At 51.0% G+C, this 18,614-nt stretch carries 17 protein-coding genes; 4 read left to right on the top strand and 13 right to left on the bottom strand.

Features of this window, described 5'->3' with window-relative positions:
* Nucleotides 1-92: 92 nt before the first annotated feature.
* Nucleotides 93-941, top strand: coding sequence for an envelope biogenesis factor ElyC (elyC, locus tag AACH44_RS09065; RefSeq protein ID WP_261849669.1), 849 nt, complete (start codon nt 93-95; stop codon nt 939-941).
* Here elyC and AACH44_RS09060 read toward each other — a convergent pair.
* The 9 genes from AACH44_RS09060 to betC form a co-directional block, all read right to left on the bottom strand.
* Nucleotides 893-1,786 carry a YcbJ family phosphotransferase gene (locus AACH44_RS09060; protein WP_261849668.1) on the bottom strand — a complete coding sequence of 298 codons (894 nt, stop codon included), beginning with the start codon at nt 1,784-1,786 and terminating at the stop codon, nt 893-895. The two genes, elyC and AACH44_RS09060, sit on opposite strands and share 49 nt — an antisense overlap.
* Before the next feature lie 342 nt (nt 1,787-2,128).
* Entirely contained in the window at nt 2,129-3,442 is a 1,314-nt protein-coding gene (gene pelN / locus AACH44_RS09055; RefSeq protein WP_261849667.1) for a pectate lyase PelN, read from the bottom strand.
* A 303-nt stretch (nt 3,443-3,745) separates the two neighbouring features.
* On the bottom strand, nt 3,746-4,498 hold the full coding sequence (gene kdsB / locus AACH44_RS09050; protein ID WP_261849666.1) for a 3-deoxy-manno-octulosonate cytidylyltransferase: 753 nt from the start codon (nt 4,496-4,498) through the stop codon (nt 3,746-3,748).
* A complete protein-coding gene (locus AACH44_RS09045; RefSeq protein ID WP_107168257.1) occupies nt 4,495-4,677 on the bottom strand; it encodes a Trm112 family protein in 183 nt (60 codons plus the stop codon). Before AACH44_RS09045 ends, kdsB begins: the two co-directional genes overlap by 4 nt.
* A 34-nt stretch (nt 4,678-4,711) precedes the next feature.
* Entirely contained in the window at nt 4,712-5,716 is a 1,005-nt protein-coding gene (gene lpxK / locus AACH44_RS09040; RefSeq protein ID WP_261849665.1) for a tetraacyldisaccharide 4'-kinase, read from the bottom strand.
* Nucleotides 5,713-7,461, bottom strand: coding sequence for a lipid A ABC transporter ATP-binding protein/permease MsbA (msbA, locus tag AACH44_RS09035; protein ID WP_261849689.1), 1,749 nt, complete (start codon nt 7,459-7,461; stop codon nt 5,713-5,715). Before msbA ends, lpxK begins: the two co-directional genes overlap by 4 nt.
* A gap of 37 nt (nt 7,462-7,498) precedes the next feature.
* Nucleotides 7,499-9,772, bottom strand: coding sequence for a ComEC family protein (locus AACH44_RS09030; RefSeq protein ID WP_338659572.1), 2,274 nt, complete (start codon nt 9,770-9,772; stop codon nt 7,499-7,501).
* 228 nt (nt 9,773-10,000) lie between these two features.
* Nucleotides 10,001-10,948, bottom strand: coding sequence for a choline ABC transporter substrate-binding protein (gene choX, locus AACH44_RS09025; protein ID WP_261849663.1), 948 nt, complete (start codon nt 10,946-10,948; stop codon nt 10,001-10,003).
* Nucleotides 10,948-12,492 carry a choline-sulfatase gene (gene betC / locus AACH44_RS09020; RefSeq protein WP_338659571.1) on the bottom strand — a complete coding sequence of 515 codons (1,545 nt, stop codon included), beginning with the start codon at nt 12,490-12,492 and terminating at the stop codon, nt 10,948-10,950. The genes choX and betC overlap by 1 nt, the downstream gene beginning before the upstream one ends.
* 106 nt (nt 12,493-12,598) lie before the next feature.
* On the opposite strand from betC, the gene AACH44_RS09015 reads away from it, so the two are divergent.
* The 3 genes from AACH44_RS09015 (at nt 12,599) to AACH44_RS09005 (ending at nt 15,312) form a co-directional block, all read left to right on the top strand.
* Nucleotides 12,599-13,522 carry a LysR substrate-binding domain-containing protein gene (locus tag AACH44_RS09015; RefSeq protein WP_338659570.1) on the top strand — a complete coding sequence of 308 codons (924 nt, stop codon included), beginning with the start codon at nt 12,599-12,601 and terminating at the stop codon, nt 13,520-13,522.
* A 110-nt stretch (nt 13,523-13,632) separates the two neighbouring features.
* Nucleotides 13,633-14,469, top strand: coding sequence for an ATP-binding cassette domain-containing protein (locus AACH44_RS09010; RefSeq protein ID WP_261849660.1), 837 nt, complete (start codon nt 13,633-13,635; stop codon nt 14,467-14,469).
* A gap of 12 nt (nt 14,470-14,481) precedes the next feature.
* Complete coding sequence (locus tag AACH44_RS09005) at nt 14,482-15,312, top strand: ABC transporter permease (RefSeq protein ID WP_261849659.1); 831 nt, start codon at nt 14,482-14,484, stop codon at nt 15,310-15,312.
* A 135-nt stretch (nt 15,313-15,447) separates the two neighbouring features.
* Here the strand turns inward: AACH44_RS09005 and tmaR are convergent, their stop codons facing one another.
* The 4 genes from tmaR to AACH44_RS08985 form a co-directional block, all read right to left on the bottom strand.
* Nucleotides 15,448-15,765, bottom strand: coding sequence for a PTS system regulator TmaR (gene tmaR, locus AACH44_RS09000; RefSeq protein WP_261849658.1), 318 nt, complete (start codon nt 15,763-15,765; stop codon nt 15,448-15,450).
* Nucleotides 15,766-15,898: 133 nt separating this feature from the next.
* Entirely contained in the window at nt 15,899-16,657 is a 759-nt protein-coding gene (locus AACH44_RS08995; protein ID WP_261849657.1) for an ABC transporter ATP-binding protein, read from the bottom strand.
* The gene (locus AACH44_RS08990; RefSeq protein ID WP_261849656.1) at nt 16,654-17,661 is read right to left on the bottom strand and encodes an iron chelate uptake ABC transporter family permease subunit; all 1,008 of its coding nucleotides are present in this window, start codon (nt 17,659-17,661) and stop codon (nt 16,654-16,656) included. The genes AACH44_RS08995 and AACH44_RS08990 overlap by 4 nt, the downstream gene beginning before the upstream one ends.
* The gene (locus tag AACH44_RS08985; protein ID WP_261849655.1) at nt 17,648-18,610 is read right to left on the bottom strand and encodes an ABC transporter permease; all 963 of its coding nucleotides are present in this window, start codon (nt 18,608-18,610) and stop codon (nt 17,648-17,650) included. The genes AACH44_RS08990 and AACH44_RS08985 overlap by 14 nt, the downstream gene beginning before the upstream one ends.
* Nucleotides 18,611-18,614 lie beyond the last annotated feature (4 nt).

Below are 18,614 nucleotides of genomic sequence, written 5' to 3'. Positions count from 1 at the left end.
GCCATTTTGGCACAGGCTGGCTTAGAATAAATGGCCTTACCGCATGATATCTTCCCGGATGCGGTTTTTTCACTCAAAAGGAATGCAATTCTATGCTTTTCACACTCAAAAAGTTCGTCGGTGGCCTTCTGCAACCCCTGCCATTGCTATTGATTCTGATGGGTGTTGGTCTGTTGCTGCTCTGGTTTACCCAACGACAGCGCACGGGGAAAACGATGATAGTAGCCAGTTGGCTGATGCTTATTCTACTCAGCCTGCAACCTGTTGCCGATCGACTGTTGTTACCACTGGAATCACAGTACCCAACCTGGCGACGGACGCCGCAAGCGGGCAATGTCGAGTATATTGTCGTATTAGGCGGGGGATATACCTATAACGCGGAATGGGCACCCAGTTCTAATCTCATCAGCAATAGCCTCCCGCGCGTCACGGAAGGCGTTCGTCTTTATCATGCCAACCCCGGCGCAAAATTGATTTTTACTGGTGGCGCTGCGCAAGGGAACCCTGTCAGTAGCGCGAAAACGGCGGCGCTGGTCGCCGAAAGTTTGGGCATTCCCCAGCAGGATATCGTCATTCTGGATACACCGAGGGATACGGAAGAAGAAGCGGCGGCAACGGCTAAGATTGTTGGCGATCGAACTTTCCTGCTGGTGACCTCAGCCAACCATCTTCCTCGCGCTATACGATTTTTCCAAGCCCAAGGACTAGCGCCGATTCCAGCTCCGGCGAACCAGATGGCAATCACGTCTGCGCTTAATCCGTGGGAAAAGGTATTCCCTTCCGCTTACTATCTATCACACAGTGAACGAGCCTGGTATGAAACGCTCGGTCGCCTCTGGCAATTACTAAAGGGAACCACGACAGCACCCCACGACGCGGCACAACCGCAGGCTCACTCCAGCCAAGGGGACAACTCACGGGAAGCCACATCAAATAGCTGACGATCCAATTGGCCCGTGTGAATATAGCGGGCCACGGCTTCCCAAATCACATACAGCCAGCGGCGGTAAACAAAGGATTCAGAAACGGGAGCCTGTTTCAGATAGTGATAAAGCAGTTGCTCTGGCATGCCAGATTCGCAAAGTCGGAAAAGTTCATACTCTCTGGGTGCCCACAGCATCATCCCCGGATTGATCATCGCTAATAGTTGATCGCTACGCGCATCCTTCAACATACTGCGTAATGAAAGGTTGCCATGCACTAATACACAGTTATCGTCAAAATCCTCAAACAACATTTTCAGGCACTGGCGAGAGCGATAAAGCACGGTGCGATCCTGCTGCGTAAGCTGGGGCGCGCTAACATTGAGCAACGTAGACCACAGGACTTCCAGACGCTGTTGATACCAACTGAACCAATCGTTGTCCTGCGTGCTGTCCACAGAACCGACACAACCATGGCTGTCAATTCGGTGCCAGGCAAGTACGTTTTCAACAATTTGATCCATTAGCAACGTCCAACGCTGGCCGTTTCTTGGTGGCGCTTCCACCGATACACCGCGTAAACGCTCAATCAACAGCAGCTCCCGGTAAGGTTGCTGTTGCGTCAGAACCAACCCATAGACGGTTGGCAGACGGGCATCACCTTCACGCGCCAGCATCGAGAGCTTATAGGCTTCCTGTTGCGCGACCCCCTGACAAACATAACTTTTCGCTAACAAAGGAATGGCGTTGCCTTCTTTGTCATACAAGGCATACAGATCCGCATAGGGCTGTTCGCTTATGCGCTCAAGTCGGCTGAGGCTTTCCCCCAACACCGCACTGAGTTCTGATTTCAACTGTTCCATAAACGGTGATACCTCAGTTGAGCCAAATAGCTCCATTCACCATGATGCGGCGAGCAGAAGACAAATACTTCAACGCAGATCAAATATACTCGTCATACTTCAAGTTGCATGTGCGTTGGCTACGCTACTCAGCACACTTGCGTGTGCCTCGCCCCGTTGGGGCCGCTGCAAGCAGCGTTCAAACCAGCCTCTGGCAGATTTGTCAGTCACCCGAATCACTTACCTATGTAAGCTCATCGGGATAATAATGAGAGACACCCTGTCGGGGTTGTTGCAGCGGTACTCCCTGCCTGTCAGCAAGGAATACCGTGAATGACTGGCTAGTGTATTAACATTTCGCCACTATTCGCGTTCAAAAGCCCCCAGATCTGGCGCTGATCCCTTATAAGGCAGTTTGACATCACCCCCCTTGTTGATCAGAGCGCTCCCCGATGCAAGATGCAGGCTCTTAAGTACCGGCAAGCTGCCGTCCGCCTGACGTGGCGCATCCCATCCGGTCACGGAAACGCTCTCGAAGTCAGCATCTGATACCGCAATTTTCAGATCCCACGAATTATAGCGCATGTTTGCTCCGTCGGAGAACGACAGGTCTTTACCCCCGTGAGACACATTATTGCGCAGCGTACCCAACCCAATGGCTTTTCCATTTGCATCGATGCCGCGGATATTAAAGTTCGGGTTATTTTTATAGCCAGTGTTATTGAAGAAATCGTTCGCTACAGGATGGTGATTAGCATAAAAACCCGCAGCCTTATTTAAGAACGCAACCGAGTTACGCACGGTATGTTTCACCGCATTCGCCACATAAACGCCGCCGTAGCCACCGATTTTAAAACCATTACCGTTACCCGCAGCCAGTGATTGTGTTGTCCCCGGCAAATACCCATGCGACCAGGCCCAGGAGTTTTCAATCAGCACCGGTGAATAGGCATTAATTAAATCAAAACCATCATCCGAATTTGACCACGCCCGGCAACCGCGGAAAATATTACCTGGTTGGTTAGCAGGGATATGCGCACCAAAACCATCCCCGCTTTGACCAGCACCATTAGAGGTCAGTGGATCATAGTTATGGTGAGAGTCACTATTTAATACCAGGTTATTTCCCCCACGTTGGATGAACAAACCAGTACCCATAATGTGATGAATATTCAACTGCTCGAATATATTATTACTGCCTCTAATCCACACGCCCCAGGATTCATGGTTAAGGTTATTACGTTGTGGCACACCGGTTATTTCCAGCCCTTTAACGGAAACCCAATCGGCAACAACGTTAACCCCTTTGACCCGGCAATCATCCTGCATCTGGCTGAAATCAAAAATCGGCACTTCTCCGCTAGACGCCCAGTACTCAATACGCTTACCTTCCGTGCCGCTTTTATTCAGCGTAATCGCATTGACTACATCGGTCCGCGTAGCACAGACATTCAGCCCTTTGGTGAACACGTATTTACCACCGCGTATCCACAGGCGGTCGCCAGGATTTAATGTCTTCTGCGCACGATCGATCGTTTTCCAGGGGGAATTCTTACTACCATTATTCGCGTCATTGCCGTTGGGAGCCATGTAATAAACCGCCGCGCTGCTTCCTGCCGCTGCCCCCATTAACATTCCGCCGAGGAAAAAATTTGCGATATAACGTTTAGCATTCATATTATTACCATCCTTAGTTGAAATAAAGAAAACGCCATGCAAAAACATGGCAAGTTGATAGTAACATTTAAATATAAAAATAAAAGTTCCACTCGCCGTGTATAAATTAAAAATGAAAATTAATTATCGCATAAATAAAACCGCACGATATAATTTTTATTTTTTAAGAATAGTTATCTAAATAAATGATAAATAATTAAAAAACGAAATGACAATACTAAGAAAAAATTTCATGGGGAAAAACTATTCCGATAAGAATAGATTCCCCTATAACGCGCTCATCGCAGATTGATGCGACGAGTTTTACTGTGCAGCCATGATTTGTCGCACGCGGGCGAGATCTTCTGGTGTATCTACACCGACGCTAGGAACGGCTTTGGCAACAGCAACGTGGATCTTCTCGCCATACCACAGCACACGCAATTGTTCCAGCAACTCGATTTGCTCCAGTTGGCTTGGAGCCCAACTGACATAGCGTCGTACAAAGCCAGCCCGGTAAGCGTAGATACCGATATGACGCAGGAAATGATCGCCAATGGCTTCTTTAGACTGAGCAAAACGCTCTCTGTCCCAGGGAATGGTCGCACGAGAAAAATACAGTGCGTATCCTTCCGCGTCGGTAACCACTTTTACCGCATTTGGATTGAATGCTTCTTCGCTGGTTTCAATCGACACGGCCAGCGTTGCCATTCCCGCTTTACTGGCGGCGAGATTCTCTGCCACCTGACGAATAATCACGGAAGGAATAAGTGGTTCATCGCCCTGAACGTTAACGATGATGTCATCATCGCTAAAGCCGTACTGCTCGATAACTTCAGCCAGACGTTCTGTGCCAGAATTATGATCGGCACGGGTCAGACATACTTCGCCGCCAGCTTGTCGCACAGCGACCTCAACATCGGGATGATCGGTAGCCACGATAACGCGCTGCGCCCCCGACTCCAGCGCCCGCTCCATTACATGGACGACCATCGGTTTGCCGTTGATGTCCGCCAGCGGTTTCCCTGGCAGTCGACTTGACGCAAAACGCGCAGGAATAATCACAGTAAAAGTCATTGTGCTGTCTCGTCAGCTCCGAGTTTACGCGCTTCGTTTTCCAGCAGCACGGGGATACCATCACGAACCGGATAGGCCAAACCATCGACCTTGCATATCAATTCCAGCTTCTCTTTATTAAAGTACAGCCGACCATTACAAACAGGACAGGCAACAATCTCAAGTAAACGGTGATCCATACTTCCTCCATCTTTGGCCGATCGATGACCGACATTATTCACATTTTCCGCCGACATTACGGTTAATAACACTTTCAATTTTATCAAGTAATTGCGTGCCATGAGGCTCAATTAACACGGCATCGACGGGCAAATACCACCAGTTATCTTTAGCAAACGCTCTGCATTTCACGGCATCTTTTTCCGTCATCAGCAGAGGCTGCTTCACATCTTGAGTCAACGATTCAAGCTGTTCTGGCTGGTACGATTGATGGTCAGCAAAAGCGACTTCGCGCACAATGCTGACGCCCGCATCACGCAGCGTAGCAAAAAAACGCGGAGGATGTCCGATACCCGCCATCGCCACCACATCCTGTAATTGGCTCAGCGGTCGCGATTCACCGGACAATAAGTTAATTGCCATACCCGCTGTGAGTGTCATGCCTATCTCATTGGTTCGTGGCATGCCACCGTTAACAATGACGGCATCCACCGACGCCAGACGGCTTTCTCTTTCTCGCATCGGGCCTGCTGGCAGCCACCAACCGTTGCCAAAACGCCGCATTCCGTCAATCACAACCAGTTCGATGTCTCTTGCCAACGCATAGTGCTGTAATCCATCGTCGGTGATCACCACATCTACGGTGTGCCGAGCCAATAATGCCTGCACGGCCTCCCGGCGTTGGGGGGCAACCGCAACAGGCGCGTCAGTACGTTGGAAAATCAGCACCGGTTCATCACCTGCCTGCGCCGTCGTTACCGATTCATCAAGCAGCAGCGGATAGCGCTCAGCTTTTCCACCGTAACCCCGCGACACCACACCAACACGGTAACCTCTGTGTTGCAACTGTTCGACGAGCCAAATGACTACCGGTGTTTTCCCATTGCCCCCTGCCGTCAAATTTCCCACGACCACAACGGGAACAGGCGATCGCCAGCATTTCCGCCATCCCAGTCGATAGCTCTGGCGGATCAGAAACGTGATGAACCCGTATAACCACGCAAGCGGCAGTAACAACCAATAGAGCCGCGACTGCCCGGACCAAATACGCTCAATCATTCGCCAAACTGCATTCTATGCAACTGCGCATAGGCACCGTTCGCCGTCAGTAGCGCAGTATGGTTACCACGCTCAATGATTCTGCCGTCTTCAACGACCAGAATCTCATCTGCTTTTTCAATCGTGGAAAGGCGGTGTGCAATGACCAATGCAGTACGATCTTTCTGCAACTCATCTAATGCAGCCTGAATCGCACGTTCAGATTCGGTATCCAACGCTGACGTGGCCTCATCTAATATCAGGATCGGGCTATCACGCAGTAGCGCACGGGCAATTGCGATCCGTTGGCGTTGCCCACCTGAGAGCATCACACCATTTTCACCAATCACCGTGTCCAGCCCATTTTCCATCTTGTTGATGAAATCGGTCGCATACGCCATTTTTGCCGCACGCTCAATTTCCTCACGGCTATAGTGCTCATTGCGGGCATAGGCGATATTGTTCGCTATCGTATCGTTAAATAGGTGCACATTCTGAGAAACCAGCGCCACCTGATTGCGTAAGGAAGATAGGCGATATTCGCGTAAGTCGTGACCATCAAGTAAAATTTCACCAGACTGAATATCGTAAAAACGGGTGATCAAACTGGCAATTGTCGATTTACCTGAACCAGAGCGGCCAACCAATGCCACCGTTTTACCAACGGGAACATGCAGATTGATATTTTTCAGCGCCAGATTTTCTCGTCCTGGATAAGCGAAATTAACCTGACGGAATTCGAGGTCACCTTTCGCTCGTTCGATTTCCAATTTGCCAGTATCACGCTCCTGTTCCATGTCCAGAATGGCGAACAACGTCTGGCACGCCGCCATACCACGTTGGAACTGAGCATTCACGTTAGTGAGTGACTTTAACGGACGCATTAGCGCGATCATAGAAGAGAACACCACCGTGATCGTCCCGGCAGTCAATGTCTCCATCACGCTAGGGAAACTGGCAGCATACAAGACAAACGCCAACGCCAGCGATGCGATCAGTTGGATGATAGGGTCGGAAATTGAAGACGCAGACACCATCTTCATACCCTGCTGACGCATCCGGTTACTGACCTGATCGAAACGTTTAGTTTCAACGTCCTGGCCCCCAAACATCAACACTTCTTTATGCCCTTTCAGCATTTGCTCCGTGCTGGTGGTGACGTGTCCCATGGTGTCCTGCATGTTTTTACTGATATTACGGAACCGTTTGGACACCAGTCGCATAGCGATCGACACAATCGGCGCAATCACAATCAGGATGATGGACAACTGCCAACTGTAGTAGAACATCAGAATAAACAGGCCAATAATTGACGCCCCTTCCCTGACGACGGTAATCAACGCGCCAGATGACGAAGCCGCAACCTGCTCAGAATCATAGGTGATACGCGATAGCAGCGTCCCCGTCGACTGTTGGTCGAAAAACGCTACCGGCATCCCCATGATGTGGGAAAAAAGGCGGCGGCGCATATTCATCACCACTTTGCCTGAAACCCAGGCAACACAGTAGCTGGAGACAAAGCCCGACAGCCCCCTCACTAACATCAGCCCAATGACAACCAACGGCATCCAGAGCAATACTGAACGTTCCGCCTTACCGAATCCTTCATCCAGCAAGGGTTTAAGCAGAGAGAGCATTAATGTATCGCCAGCCGCATTAATAATGAGTGCGATTGCAGCAGCAGCAAGCCCTGCCTTAAAAGGAGAGATCATCGGCCATAGGCGGCGAAAGGTCTGCCAGGTGGAGAGATCTTTATCATTCAGCATGTAGTGAACCTGAATCGGGAAGAAATAGCCGACCATTTTACTCATTATACCGCCTGACGCCAAACCACTGATGATACCAACGGGGCGATATGTGATCCCTGAACCGTAAAACATACCATGAATCGCTGAAAAAACGTGCACTTAGCTGACCAAATGATGCCGTATCTAGCCATGAGTAGCCATGTTGCCGATATCGCTCGACAATCTTTACTGAAGGCAGCCGCCACGGGTTATAACGCGCCGCCGACGCCATCACAACGTCGGCGTTAACGGCACGAATGAAGGGAGGAGACGACGAGGTTTTACTGCCATGATGGGGGATTTGTAACAAATTCGCACGCAGCGCACTGCGTTCTACTCTCATCAATGCTTTTTCCGCATCCGACTCTAAATCGCCCGTCAGTAGAACACTGTGTTTACCATCATCAACGCGGATAACACAGGAGTCATTATTTTCCGCCCTCTCGACATGCTCAAGTGGCCACAGCACGGTAAACGTGAGATTTTGCCAGCGCCAACGTTCGCCACGCAGGCAAGAACGATGACTCACCGAGTTAATAGCGCTATAGATTGCTGCATTCGGGTAAGCTGCCTGTAAGGTTTCCAGACCACCGATGTGGTCCATATGACTGTGGCTCAGAATGATTTTTTCCACATCGACGCCACGCCATCGCAGGTAGGGCAAAATTTCTCGCGTTGCCATATCTCCCCCTTCCCAGCGGTTTCCCGTATCGTACAGCACCGCCTTCCCATGTTGTTCGATCACGACGGCCAAACCATGGCCGACATCCAGCATGTCCACACGCCACTCAGGCTCATCAGTTTTTATGCGAAAAACCAATAAAATAAGAATCATAGCGCCAACACTCATGGGATAGTGTCGCCACCAGCTAAAACGCCAAATTACAACGGCTCCCCATCCCGCGATACTGACAAGTAGCAACGACGCATCAAGATAAACCCACCCCGTTTGTAGAGACATCAACGGGGCAAATACCACTTGCAGTGAAATATCCGCCAGCCACCAAAGCCTTTCGCTCAGTGGTGAAAACGCAACCGTGCTCAATGCCAGTAGAATAAGCGGCGTGGTAACAAAGGTGACTAAAGGCACTGCCCACAGGTTGGCAAGCAGAGAGGTGATGCTAAAACCGTGGAAAATATGCAACTGCAAAGGCATCAATAACAGCGTGATCCCCGTTTGCAGATGAAGCCATCGTAGCCAGAACCACCGTCGCTGAGTCTGTAACCGATAGGAAAGCGGAGCCCATTGAAACCAAAAAATCAGCGAGGCCACCGCAAGGCAAGAGAGCCAAAAACTGTCTGACAGCACGCTGAGTGGATCGCTGACCAGAATCAATGCGACACACCATAGCCAAACCTGCCAGGCTGAGCAGTTAACGCCGCGCATTTTTAGGCAGACCCATACGCTAAGTGCTAGCGCAGAACGCACCGCCGGTGGGTTTCCCCCTGCCAGCCAGACATACCCCCAGGCAACCATGACGCCCGTCAATAATGGGAGACGATAACCAATCCACCGCACAGGAAAGCCATACTGTAACGCCCGTACGATTACCCAACCAAACAGGCCAGCAAGCGCAATATGAAGGCCGGAAATCGCCATCAAGTGCATCGTCCCGGTATTCTGAAGTAGCGCTTTAAGATCAGGGCTCACCGTTTTCATCTCACCAAACGTTAGCGCCAGTAAAATAGAACGCCAGGGTAATCCCTGCACCTGCTGCTCCGCCTGTATAATCGTGCGCTGGCGAAAGTCACAATGGCTGTTAACCACCGTTGCCGTTAGCACACGACCCGACACGGGTTGCCGTTTGGCTATCGCCCAGCGTTGGCTATCAAAACCGCCTTCGTTTAAGCGACTATGGATGGGACGAAAATTGGCAGTGATTGCCCAGCGTTGACCTCCGCACCAGTTTTTCATCTCAGGTGATAAGGTCAGTTGGGCATATAATGGAGGGAAGATTCTGTGCTGATTTATCTCTTCCAGTCGAACCGTGATCCAATCATCATCATGCTCATTAAACCGTATGCTACTTATCGTTACGACAGCGTTAACCTGCCCCTGCGTAGCGCGCTCAATTTGTAACAGTAAGGTTTGAGCATTCAACGATGCCCAGCAAAAACTCATGGCAATAATCGCCACAACACCTATCCCCGCGTAGCGATACCCTACCAATATCACACAAAGGGATAGACCACCGCCCCACCACAGCGGCGTTTGTGCTGGAATCTGCGGTAAAAAAAGCAACGGTAGGATACCCAGCACACCAGCCCAGGCCAGACTATTTACTGACATCGTCCCTTGCCATGACACAGCGTTCCCTCTTTCCTGTGGTTCGTCCTGGCATGTTGCAGTAACCCAAGCTGATGCAACAGGACGAAAGATTCAGGTAGGGAAACGCTTCGCAAGAAAACGGCTAAATGGCAGTAAACGACATGGACGCTGTGAGCCTGATTCCACTTTCAGCGTCCTGCGTTTCTCCCTGACTGTGCGATGACAACAACCTGGCTACGGCGTACCACATTAAATCCCGAGCGCTTTTTTCACGATAGCCTCAGCAGGCTGGCCTTCGCGGTGGGTTACACCGTTAAGCCAGCTTGAAAGCCGTTCTGGGTGCTTCGCCAGTTCTGCGCGCGCCGCGTCTTCGGCAGTTTGTTTATCATCCAGAATGCGGGTGATAATGGCATTCTCCAGCGCGACATCAAACGTTAACTGACTGAAAAAACGGTTAACATTCGGGCACTGCGTGGCGAAGTCCTTACGTGTCACTGTATTCACCGTCGCGCTACCATAGTTAGGGCCGAAATAGGCATCCCCACCGCTTAAATACGTAAGTTTGAAGCGCGTATTCATCGCATGCGGCTCCCAACCGAGGAAAACCACCCACTGATTGCGGCTCGTCGCACGGGTGACCTGCGCCAGCATTCCGCTCTCACTGGATTCCACGAGATTCCAGCCTTGCAGCCCAAAATCCTGTTTATCCAGCATCTTTTTAATATTTTGGTTGGCTGGCGCACCGGGTGCGATACCGTATATTTTGTGGTCGAACTTATCGGCGTATTGTTGTAAATCAGCAAAATCTTTTACTCCGGCCTCTGCAACATACTCCGGTACCGCCAGTGTGAATTTGGCGGCCGGGAGATTCGCCCCGAGCACCTTGATTGAGCCCTCTGCGGTATATTTGCTGATAATCGGTTCCTGCGCGGGCATCCAGTTACCGAGGAACACATCAACCTGCCCGGTTTTCAGCCCCTGAAAAGCCAGCGCGACGGAAAGATTCTGCACCTTCTGCTGATAGCCCAACGCCTTGAGCACCACGCCAGACACGGCGTTGGTTGCCGCGATATCCGTCCAGCCGGGATCGGATTGCGTGACCACCGCACAGCGTGGGTCTTCTGCGGCGAAACTGGTCACAGGCAATAGCGCAGCACCGACCAACAGCATGAATACCGACAATGATTTCTGCTTCATTATGCTTCCCCGATTGATTTTTTTAACGGCTGTGGGTAGCGAGCAAAGGCTTCCTGCTCGTCCAGTGTTTGATGGTTGCGGATATAGCGCTGCGAGGCTTCCTGATGAGGCTGAAAATCCCATTTAGGAATCGCGTCACGACCCGCGATGCGGGTTAAAAATAATCTCTTTTGCTGGCTCGCCAGCACCTGCTGGTTCAGGCTGTCCAACTGCCAACGCGCGGCCACTTCTTTAGCAAAGCTCTCAACGGTATCCTGATATTCACTATCTGTTGCCAGATTGCGCTTTTCATACGGATCCTGTTGCAGATTGAACAACTGCGGCGCTTCACTCAGGGAGTGAATGTATTTCCACGGCCCGCGGCGAATCATCACCATTGGCCCTATTGCTCCCTCTGCCAGATATTCGCTGTATACGCCATCTGAGCCTGTTTCTCCACGCAGATGCGGCACTAAGCTGCGTCCATCCAGCGGTGCAATCGCCCGCGCTGAGCGATCCTCACCGCTCGCCAATTCGCACAGAGTAGGCAGCAAATCGACCAGCGAAACGTTCTCGGTGATACGACGCGACGCGAAGCGTTTCGGGTTATGCACAATAAACGGAATGCGAACCGCATTTTCGAAGAACGTCATTTTGTACCACAGACCGCGTTCACCCAACATTTCACCGTGATCGGCGACCACAAAAACGATGGTATCTTCTGCCAGTCCAGTTTCTTCCAGCGTGCGTACAATTTCACCAAAACAGTCATCCACATAGGCCATCGCGCCGTAATAAGCATGACGCGCTCGACGAATGTCATCTTCGCTAAGTAGTCCCTCCTCCAGTTGATACATCGCCCTCAGACGGGCGGAATGAGGGTCGTCCTCAACATCATCAGTCTGCGTTTTCGGTAAGTCGATATCCTCGGCATTGAATCGGTCGAGATAGCGGCGGGGAATAGCAAACGGGTCGTGTGGATGCGTCAACGACAGCAGTAGCAAGAACGGCGGGTCCTCAGGGCGACGAGCGGCGTCATATAACCGTTGCCGCGCCAAAAACAGGGCTTCATCATCAAAATCAAGCTGGTTGGTTCGCACGCATTCGCCCGCCTCCAGCACCGAACTCATATTGTGATACCAATCCAGACGCCGCTCGGGATGACGCCAGTCAGGCGTCCAACCAAAATCCGCAGGATAGATATCCGTCGTCAGCCGCTCATCGAAGCCGTGCAGTTGGTCGGGGCCGCAAAAATGCATCTTGCCGGAAAGCCAGGTACGGTAACCCTGTTCACGCAGGTAGTGACAAAACGTCGGCGAATCGGCGTGAAACTCGGCTGCGTTATCGAACACGGCATTACGCGAGATGAGCTGGCCCGTCATTAATGACGCCCGCGACGGCGCGCACAGCGGACTGTTACAATATGCAGATTCAAACACCACGCCTTCTCGCGCCAGCCTGTCAATATTCGGGGTCAGACTGACATTATTTCCATACGTTCGTAATGCCGAGGCGGTTAATTGATCGGCCATTAGAATAACGATATTCGGTTTATTTATAAGCATAATCAGTCAGGAATTAAAATTAATTAAATGAATCGTGATATTTTTATCTCACGCCCTTTTCATTCTGTGAAGGGGGTATTTTATTATCATGAGATAAGGTCAGATTATGGCAAGAAAATTACAACTACCGCCATTACAGGTATTAGTGGTATTTGAGGCGGCGGCGCGTCATGGCAATTTCACCGCAGCGGGAAATGAGTTAAGCCTTTCTCAACCTGCCGTGAGTCAGCGCATCCAAATGCTTGAAAATCTACTGAATACACCGTTATTTGAACGGCGTCATCGTGGTGTGGAACTCACCGAATCAGGCAATGGGCTTTATCAAATTGTTCGCTCTTGTCTTAACGATATCAGCGAACAATTGGAACGCACGCGCTACCAGCGGAGCACATTGCGAATCGATACCGATATGGGTTTCGCCAGTTACTGGCTGCTGCCACGTCTGAACGACATTCAGGCATTGATCCCCGGCGTAGAGGTACAAATTTCCACCTCGCCAAACGACTACAACTTCCGCGACAACAACGCCCACCTGGCCATTTATTTTGGCAACGGAAATTGGCCAGGCACGCAGGCGCAGCGCTTGTTTCCCGAAGACGTCGTTCCCGTTTGTAATCAAAATCTTATCAATGAAATCGGTGCGAACCCCTCGCCTGATAAACTGCTGGGACATCCGTTAATAAAACTACCGGAAACGCATCCACCGCGCTGGTTAACGTGGGAGGACTGGTTTCGACAACATCAGGTTATCAGCCAGCAACATACGGCATCGCGTACGTTTAACGCCTACTCTCTGGTGATTCAGGCCGCTATTGAAGGCCAGGGCATTGCTCTCGGCTGGCGCCCCTTAATTGACTCTTTTCTGGCCAGCAAACAGCTTTTCCGCTGTGGGCCAGAAATGCGCACCGAGCGGGGATATTACTTAATCTCCGCCAGTGGAAAGCTGTCATCTGCTCAGCAGGAAAAAGTAAAAGCATGGTTATTAGATGAGGCATGGAATTTCCATCTTAAAAATAACGCATTGCAATAATATTGCTAAGCTAATGCAGAATAGTTCTATTCTCCGTAATAAAACCTTTAACTTGGTCTGACTATTTTAGGTTAGCGTATAATGATTCTCAGAAAATAGGTGATATGGCCATGTCAGAGCCAGTTATCGAATTACGTGACATCAATAAAAATTATTACAGCAAAGAAAAAGGCGGTCTTTTTTTTCGGGCTAAACAGCAAACGTCGGTTAATGCCTTGAATAATATTAATCTGCAAATTTATCCGGGCGAAATTTTTGTCATCGTTGGCCTTTCAGGTTCAGGAAAGTCGACGCTTTTACGCACACTGAATTTTCTGATTCCCCCCACTGACGGTTCGGTGTTATTTGACGGCCAAGAGCTGTCATCACTCTCATCTGCGCAAATGATCGCCCTACGTCGTCAGAAAATGGGCATGGTCTTCCAGTCTTTCGCGCTTTTCGATGAGCGCACGGTATTGGATAACGTGGCATTCGGTCTGGAAGTCGCCGGTGTGAGTCGTGCAACACGTTACCAGAAAGCACAGGATATGCTGGAACAGGTCGGGCTCGGTCAGGTAGCAAACCATTATCCCCACCAGCTTTCTGGTGGGATGCAGCAGCGTGTCGGGCTTGCCAGAGCACTGGTTGTGAACCCGTCAGTGCTGTTGATGGATGAAGCGTTCTCCGCGTTGGACCCGATTATTCGTCGGGAAATGCAATCGCTATTGCTGACGCTACAGACGCAGCAACGGCGTACCATCGTGTTTGTCACTCATGATATGGAGGAAGCGCTACGACTGGGAACGCGTATTGCCATCATGGAACAGGGCAATCTGGTGCAGGTCGGCCAGGCGGAAACTCTGATTAATACGCCTGCAACGCCCTACGTGCGCCATTTTTTCTCCGGCGTGGACACATCACGCTGGCAACTGGCGGAAAGTTATGCCGATAGCGAGATGGCGCCCTGAGAAGGTAAATTTATGACCTATCCATTAGATTTTAGTCGCCAAATTGACCGCGCAATCCACGCCATGCTATCGCATGCTGGTGGCTTTTTTGACGCGCTGGCAGCGAGTATTGATGCCTTCGCAGGGGGAATGGAAACGCTCACAGGATGGTTAACACCGTGGGGGCTGGTAATCCTCTCCGTGGGTATCGGGCTCTGGCGTATCGGAAAAGGATTCGCGCTGTTCGCATTGCTTGCCATGCTCTACATCATCTATAGCGGGTACAGCGAACACGCATCGATCACCCTCGCGCTAACGCTCTCTTCCACTTTTTTCAGCCTGCTGTTCGGTATTCCTCTGGGCATCTGGAGCGCGCGGCGCGCGGTCGTTGGTAGCATAGTGCGCACGCTGTTGGATTTTATGCAGACCATGCCCGCCTTTGTTTATCTGATTCCCGCGACGATCTTGTTTGGGCTGGGTCGACCGCCCGGTATTTTCGCCACCATTTTATTCTCCATGCCGCCAGTCGTACGTCTGACCGATTTAGGTATCCGTCAGGTAAATGCTGCCCGTATTGAAGCAGGTGTCGCCTTTGGCTGTACACCGTGGCAACTGCTGTGGAAAGTACAGTTACCCGCCGCTCAACCGTCAATCATGGCGGGGGTGAACCAGACCATTATGATGGCGATGTCGATGGTGATCATTGCCTCCATGGTCGGTGCAGGTGGACTAGGCAATGACATTCTCAGTAGCATTCAGCAGCTTGATATCGGCTTGGGTTTACAAAGTGGGATGGTGGTGGTGCTGATGGCTATTTTACTCGATCGGCTTTCCGCCAGCTTTGTTCGGCACAGGGAGCGCTAGGCGCAGCTATAGTCTGTAACGCCAACAGGCTTTGTTAAGATCCGTACGCACAGTAAAAGAAAAAGGATCGCAGAAGCGATCCTTTTACAATAGCTATTTACCGTAGCTGTTTACCGTAAAACACGGTGCGTCAGGTTACTTAACTTCGCCCATCGCTTTCAACTTTTTAGACAGCTCACGGCGTTCTTTCGACAGATCGGCGTTTTTGATGATGTAGTCATCAACACGGTCTTCATAATCACCGCGCATGTTAGCGATGATGTTCTGTACGTCCTCAATGGACATGCCAGGTTTAAGATATTCGCTCAGGTTGTCCAGCAGCAGAACGCGCTTTTGGTTATCACGAATTTTCTTCTCGTTGTCGATGATTTCACGCTGAAGTTTGTTTTTACGACGAAACATGCGCACGAATTCCAGCACATCCTGGAAACACGGCTTAGTGTCCTTATCCATCTTTTACCCTTACCTTAAGTCATACATAAATTCTTTATGCATTCACCATACAGGTTATACCCAGCGTCTTTCAAGCAGTGCTTACGCCCTTTGCGCTAACACCTCGCTGAGCGGATAATCTGTCAGCAAACCATCAACGGTAATATACCGCGATACGCTGATTATGAACCTGCTCAATGGCCACTTCCGTATCGAAAATATCTTCCAACACCTCGGATACCATAATGTCTTCCGGTTTTCCCGTGTAGATGATCTGCCCTTTGCGCATCGCAATAATGTAATCCGAATAGGCGGAAGCAAAGTTGATATCGTGGATAACCAGCACGATGGTTTTGCCTAGCTCGTCTGCCGCACGGCGAATCTGCTTCATCATCGCTACGGCGTGTTTCATATCCAGATTATTCAGCGGTTCATCCAGCAGCACGTATTCCGTGTCCTGACACAGCACCATCGCGACATAGGCACGCTGCCGCTGGCCGCCGGAAAGCTCATCTAAAAACCGATCTTTCAATTCGGTCAGATTGAGGAACGCCAGCGCGGCGTTGATACGTTCACGATCGTCAGCATTCAGCCGCCCTTTGGTATAAGGATAGCGACCAAACCCCACCAGCTCCGCTACCGTTAGGCGGCTGGTAAACTGGTTTTCCTGACGCAGCACAGACAAACACGTCGCCAGTTTATCGCTGGGTGTGGTCATTACGTCCATGCCGTTAACTTTGACCTGCCCGCGATCCGCGTCCAGCAAGCGGCTGATGATGGACAACAATGTCGACTTCCCCGCGCCATTCGGGCCGATAATCGACGTGACGCCACCACGAGGCACCGTCGCCGTGACATCATTCAGAACCGTCACGTTATTATACGTTTTAGTTACATTGCCGATCTCAATCACACGGAAACCTTTTTCAGTAGCAATACAATAAACAGCGATCCACCCACAAATTCAATCACGACCGACAGTGCTCCAGACATATCCAGCAGGTGCTCAAGCACCAGTTGTCCGCCAACCAGTGAAATCACGCCTAGTAGAAAAGCCGCGGGCAGCAACAGACGATGCTGGCTGGAACCAATGACTAAATAGGCAAGGTTTGCGACCATAAAACCTAAGAAGGTGAGCGGGCCAACCAGCGCCGTTGAAATGGCGACCAGCACGGAAACCAGCAGCAGAATGACCGTGACGCTGCGCTTGTAGTCGATACCCAGGTTAATCGCGTTATTACGTCCCAGCGCCAACACATCAAACCGAAAGCGCATGCGCCAGATCACCACCGCGACTACCAGCGTAATACCAACCGACAGCGCCACCAGTTCAGGCACAGTACGGGTGAAGGTGGCAAACATCCGCCCCTGTAGAATGGCGAACTCACCGGGGGTCAGCAGACGCTGCATTAAGCCCGCCATGCTGCGAAACAGCGTGCCGCAGATAATCCCGACCAGTAAAACCAGATGCAGGTTATTGTGGCTGCCGGTGAACAACCAGCGATACAGCAGCGCGGAGAAGAGAATGAGCAGCAGTGTTTCAAGAACAAATTTGCCCGCAATCCCCAACCCCGGAATGCCGCCAATACCGAAAGTAAATACCAGCGAGGTTTGGATCAGGATGAACAGGGCTTCAAACCCCATAATCGATGGCGTCAACACCCGGTTGTTCGTCACCGTTTGAAACAGCACCGTCGACGCACTGGCGGCAAAAGCCACCAACAGCATCGTCGTCAGCATCAACCCGCGATGCGTCAAAATGTAGCGTAAGTTACTGCCTAGGTTGATAGTCATAAATAGCACGATCACCACGACAGCCCCCCCCGTCAGCCACAGCAATCGCTGAACAGGCGATAACCCCGCACGTTTTTCGCTGACAGCTCCAGTCAGCACCGTATTACGTTCATTGACTGACATGGCGTTTCTGGCTTAGCAATAAGAGAAGGAAAACAGCAGCGCCAATGACGCCAAGAATTACACTCACTGGAATCTCGAAGGGATAGCGAATCACGCGGCTGATAATATCGCAGCACAGCACCAAGCCGCCGCCGAGCAGGCACACCCACGGGATCGTTTTGCGCACATTGTCGCCCAGCATCATGCTGATCAAGTTCGGCACAATCAGCCCGATAAACGGCAAGCTCCCCACCACCACCACTACCACGCCGCTGACGATGGCGATAATGCTCAGCCCCATCAGCATCACCTGCCGATAGTTGAGGCCAACATTGACGGAAAATTCGCGCCCCATGCCTGCTACCGTGAAACGGTCAGCAATCCAGCAGGCCACCAACGTTAACGCCCCAACCAGCCAGAGCAGCTCGTAACGTCCCTGCAAGACACCGGAAAAATCACCGGATTCCCAGCTACCAAGTGCCTGTAACAGATCAAAATACATCGCGCCAAACGTGGTGATGGAACTGATGACCGCACCCAGCATAATGCCGACCAACGGCACCACCAGTGCAGATTTCAACACAATACGCTGTAACAGCATCATGAATAGGAAGGTGCCCGCCAACGCAAACAGACTCGCCACCACCATCTTGGTGAAAATCGTCGCGCTGGGCACAGCAATCATCACCACCAGCAAGCCAAGGCTGGCCGACTGCGTGGTTCCCGCCAAAGACGGTTCGACAAAGCGGTTTTGCGTCAACAACTGCATGATGAGGCCTGCCACACTCATGGCGCTACCTGCCAGCAACAAGGCCAGAGTGCGGGGAACGCGGCTAATAAAGAAAATATCGCACATTTCTGGATCGTTCCAGACGGCCTGCATAGTCAACTGCCCTGCCCCAACAAACAGGCTGACAACGATCATGCAGGCCAGAAACAAAAGCCCTAGCGAATAGTAAAAAGACTTCATTGAT

It is taken from the genome of Pectobacterium araliae (genome assembly GCF_037076465.1).
In the GTDB taxonomy this organism is placed as follows: domain Bacteria; phylum Pseudomonadota; class Gammaproteobacteria; order Enterobacterales; family Enterobacteriaceae; genus Pectobacterium; species Pectobacterium araliae.
The sequence above is the reverse complement of the archived record's forward strand: the minus strand, read 5'-3'. Positions and strand labels throughout refer to the sequence as shown.

Excerpts from the sequence above, each read along its gene's own strand:
- elyC (WP_261849669.1), top strand. The coding sequence starts at position 93 with ATGCTTTTCACACTCAAAAAGTTCGTCGGTGGCCTTCTGCAACCCCTG.
- AACH44_RS09060 (WP_261849668.1), bottom strand. The coding sequence starts at position 1,786 with ATGGAACAGTTGAAATCAGAACTCAGTGCGGTGTTGGGGGAAAGCCTC.
- pelN (WP_261849667.1), bottom strand. The coding sequence starts at position 3,442 with ATGAATGCTAAACGTTATATCGCAAATTTTTTCCTCGGCGGAATGTTA.
- kdsB (WP_261849666.1), bottom strand. The coding sequence starts at position 4,498 with ATGACTTTTACTGTGATTATTCCTGCGCGTTTTGCGTCAAGTCGACTG.
- AACH44_RS09045 (WP_107168257.1), bottom strand. The coding sequence starts at position 4,677 with ATGGATCACCGTTTACTTGAGATTGTTGCCTGTCCTGTTTGTAATGGT.
- lpxK (WP_261849665.1), bottom strand. The coding sequence starts at position 5,716 with ATGATTGAGCGTATTTGGTCCGGGCAGTCGCGGCTCTATTGGTTGTTA.
- msbA (WP_261849689.1), bottom strand. The coding sequence starts at position 7,461 with ATGCTGAATGATAAAGATCTCTCCACCTGGCAGACCTTTCGCCGCCTA.
- AACH44_RS09030 (WP_338659572.1), bottom strand. The coding sequence starts at position 9,772 with ATGTCAGTAAATAGTCTGGCCTGGGCTGGTGTGCTGGGTATCCTACCG.
- choX (WP_261849663.1), bottom strand. The coding sequence starts at position 10,948 with ATGAAGCAGAAATCATTGTCGGTATTCATGCTGTTGGTCGGTGCTGCG.
- betC (WP_338659571.1), bottom strand. The coding sequence starts at position 12,492 with ATGCTTATAAATAAACCGAATATCGTTATTCTAATGGCCGATCAATTA.
- AACH44_RS09015 (WP_338659570.1), top strand. The coding sequence starts at position 12,599 with ATGGCAAGAAAATTACAACTACCGCCATTACAGGTATTAGTGGTATTT.
- AACH44_RS09010 (WP_261849660.1), top strand. The coding sequence starts at position 13,633 with ATGTCAGAGCCAGTTATCGAATTACGTGACATCAATAAAAATTATTAC.
- AACH44_RS09005 (WP_261849659.1), top strand. The coding sequence starts at position 14,482 with ATGACCTATCCATTAGATTTTAGTCGCCAAATTGACCGCGCAATCCAC.
- tmaR (WP_261849658.1), bottom strand. The coding sequence starts at position 15,765 with ATGGATAAGGACACTAAGCCGTGTTTCCAGGATGTGCTGGAATTCGTG.
- AACH44_RS08990 (WP_261849656.1), bottom strand. The coding sequence starts at position 17,661 with ATGTCAGTCAATGAACGTAATACGGTGCTGACTGGAGCTGTCAGCGAA.
- AACH44_RS08985 (WP_261849655.1), bottom strand. The coding sequence starts at position 18,610 with ATGAAGTCTTTTTACTATTCGCTAGGGCTTTTGTTTCTGGCCTGCATG.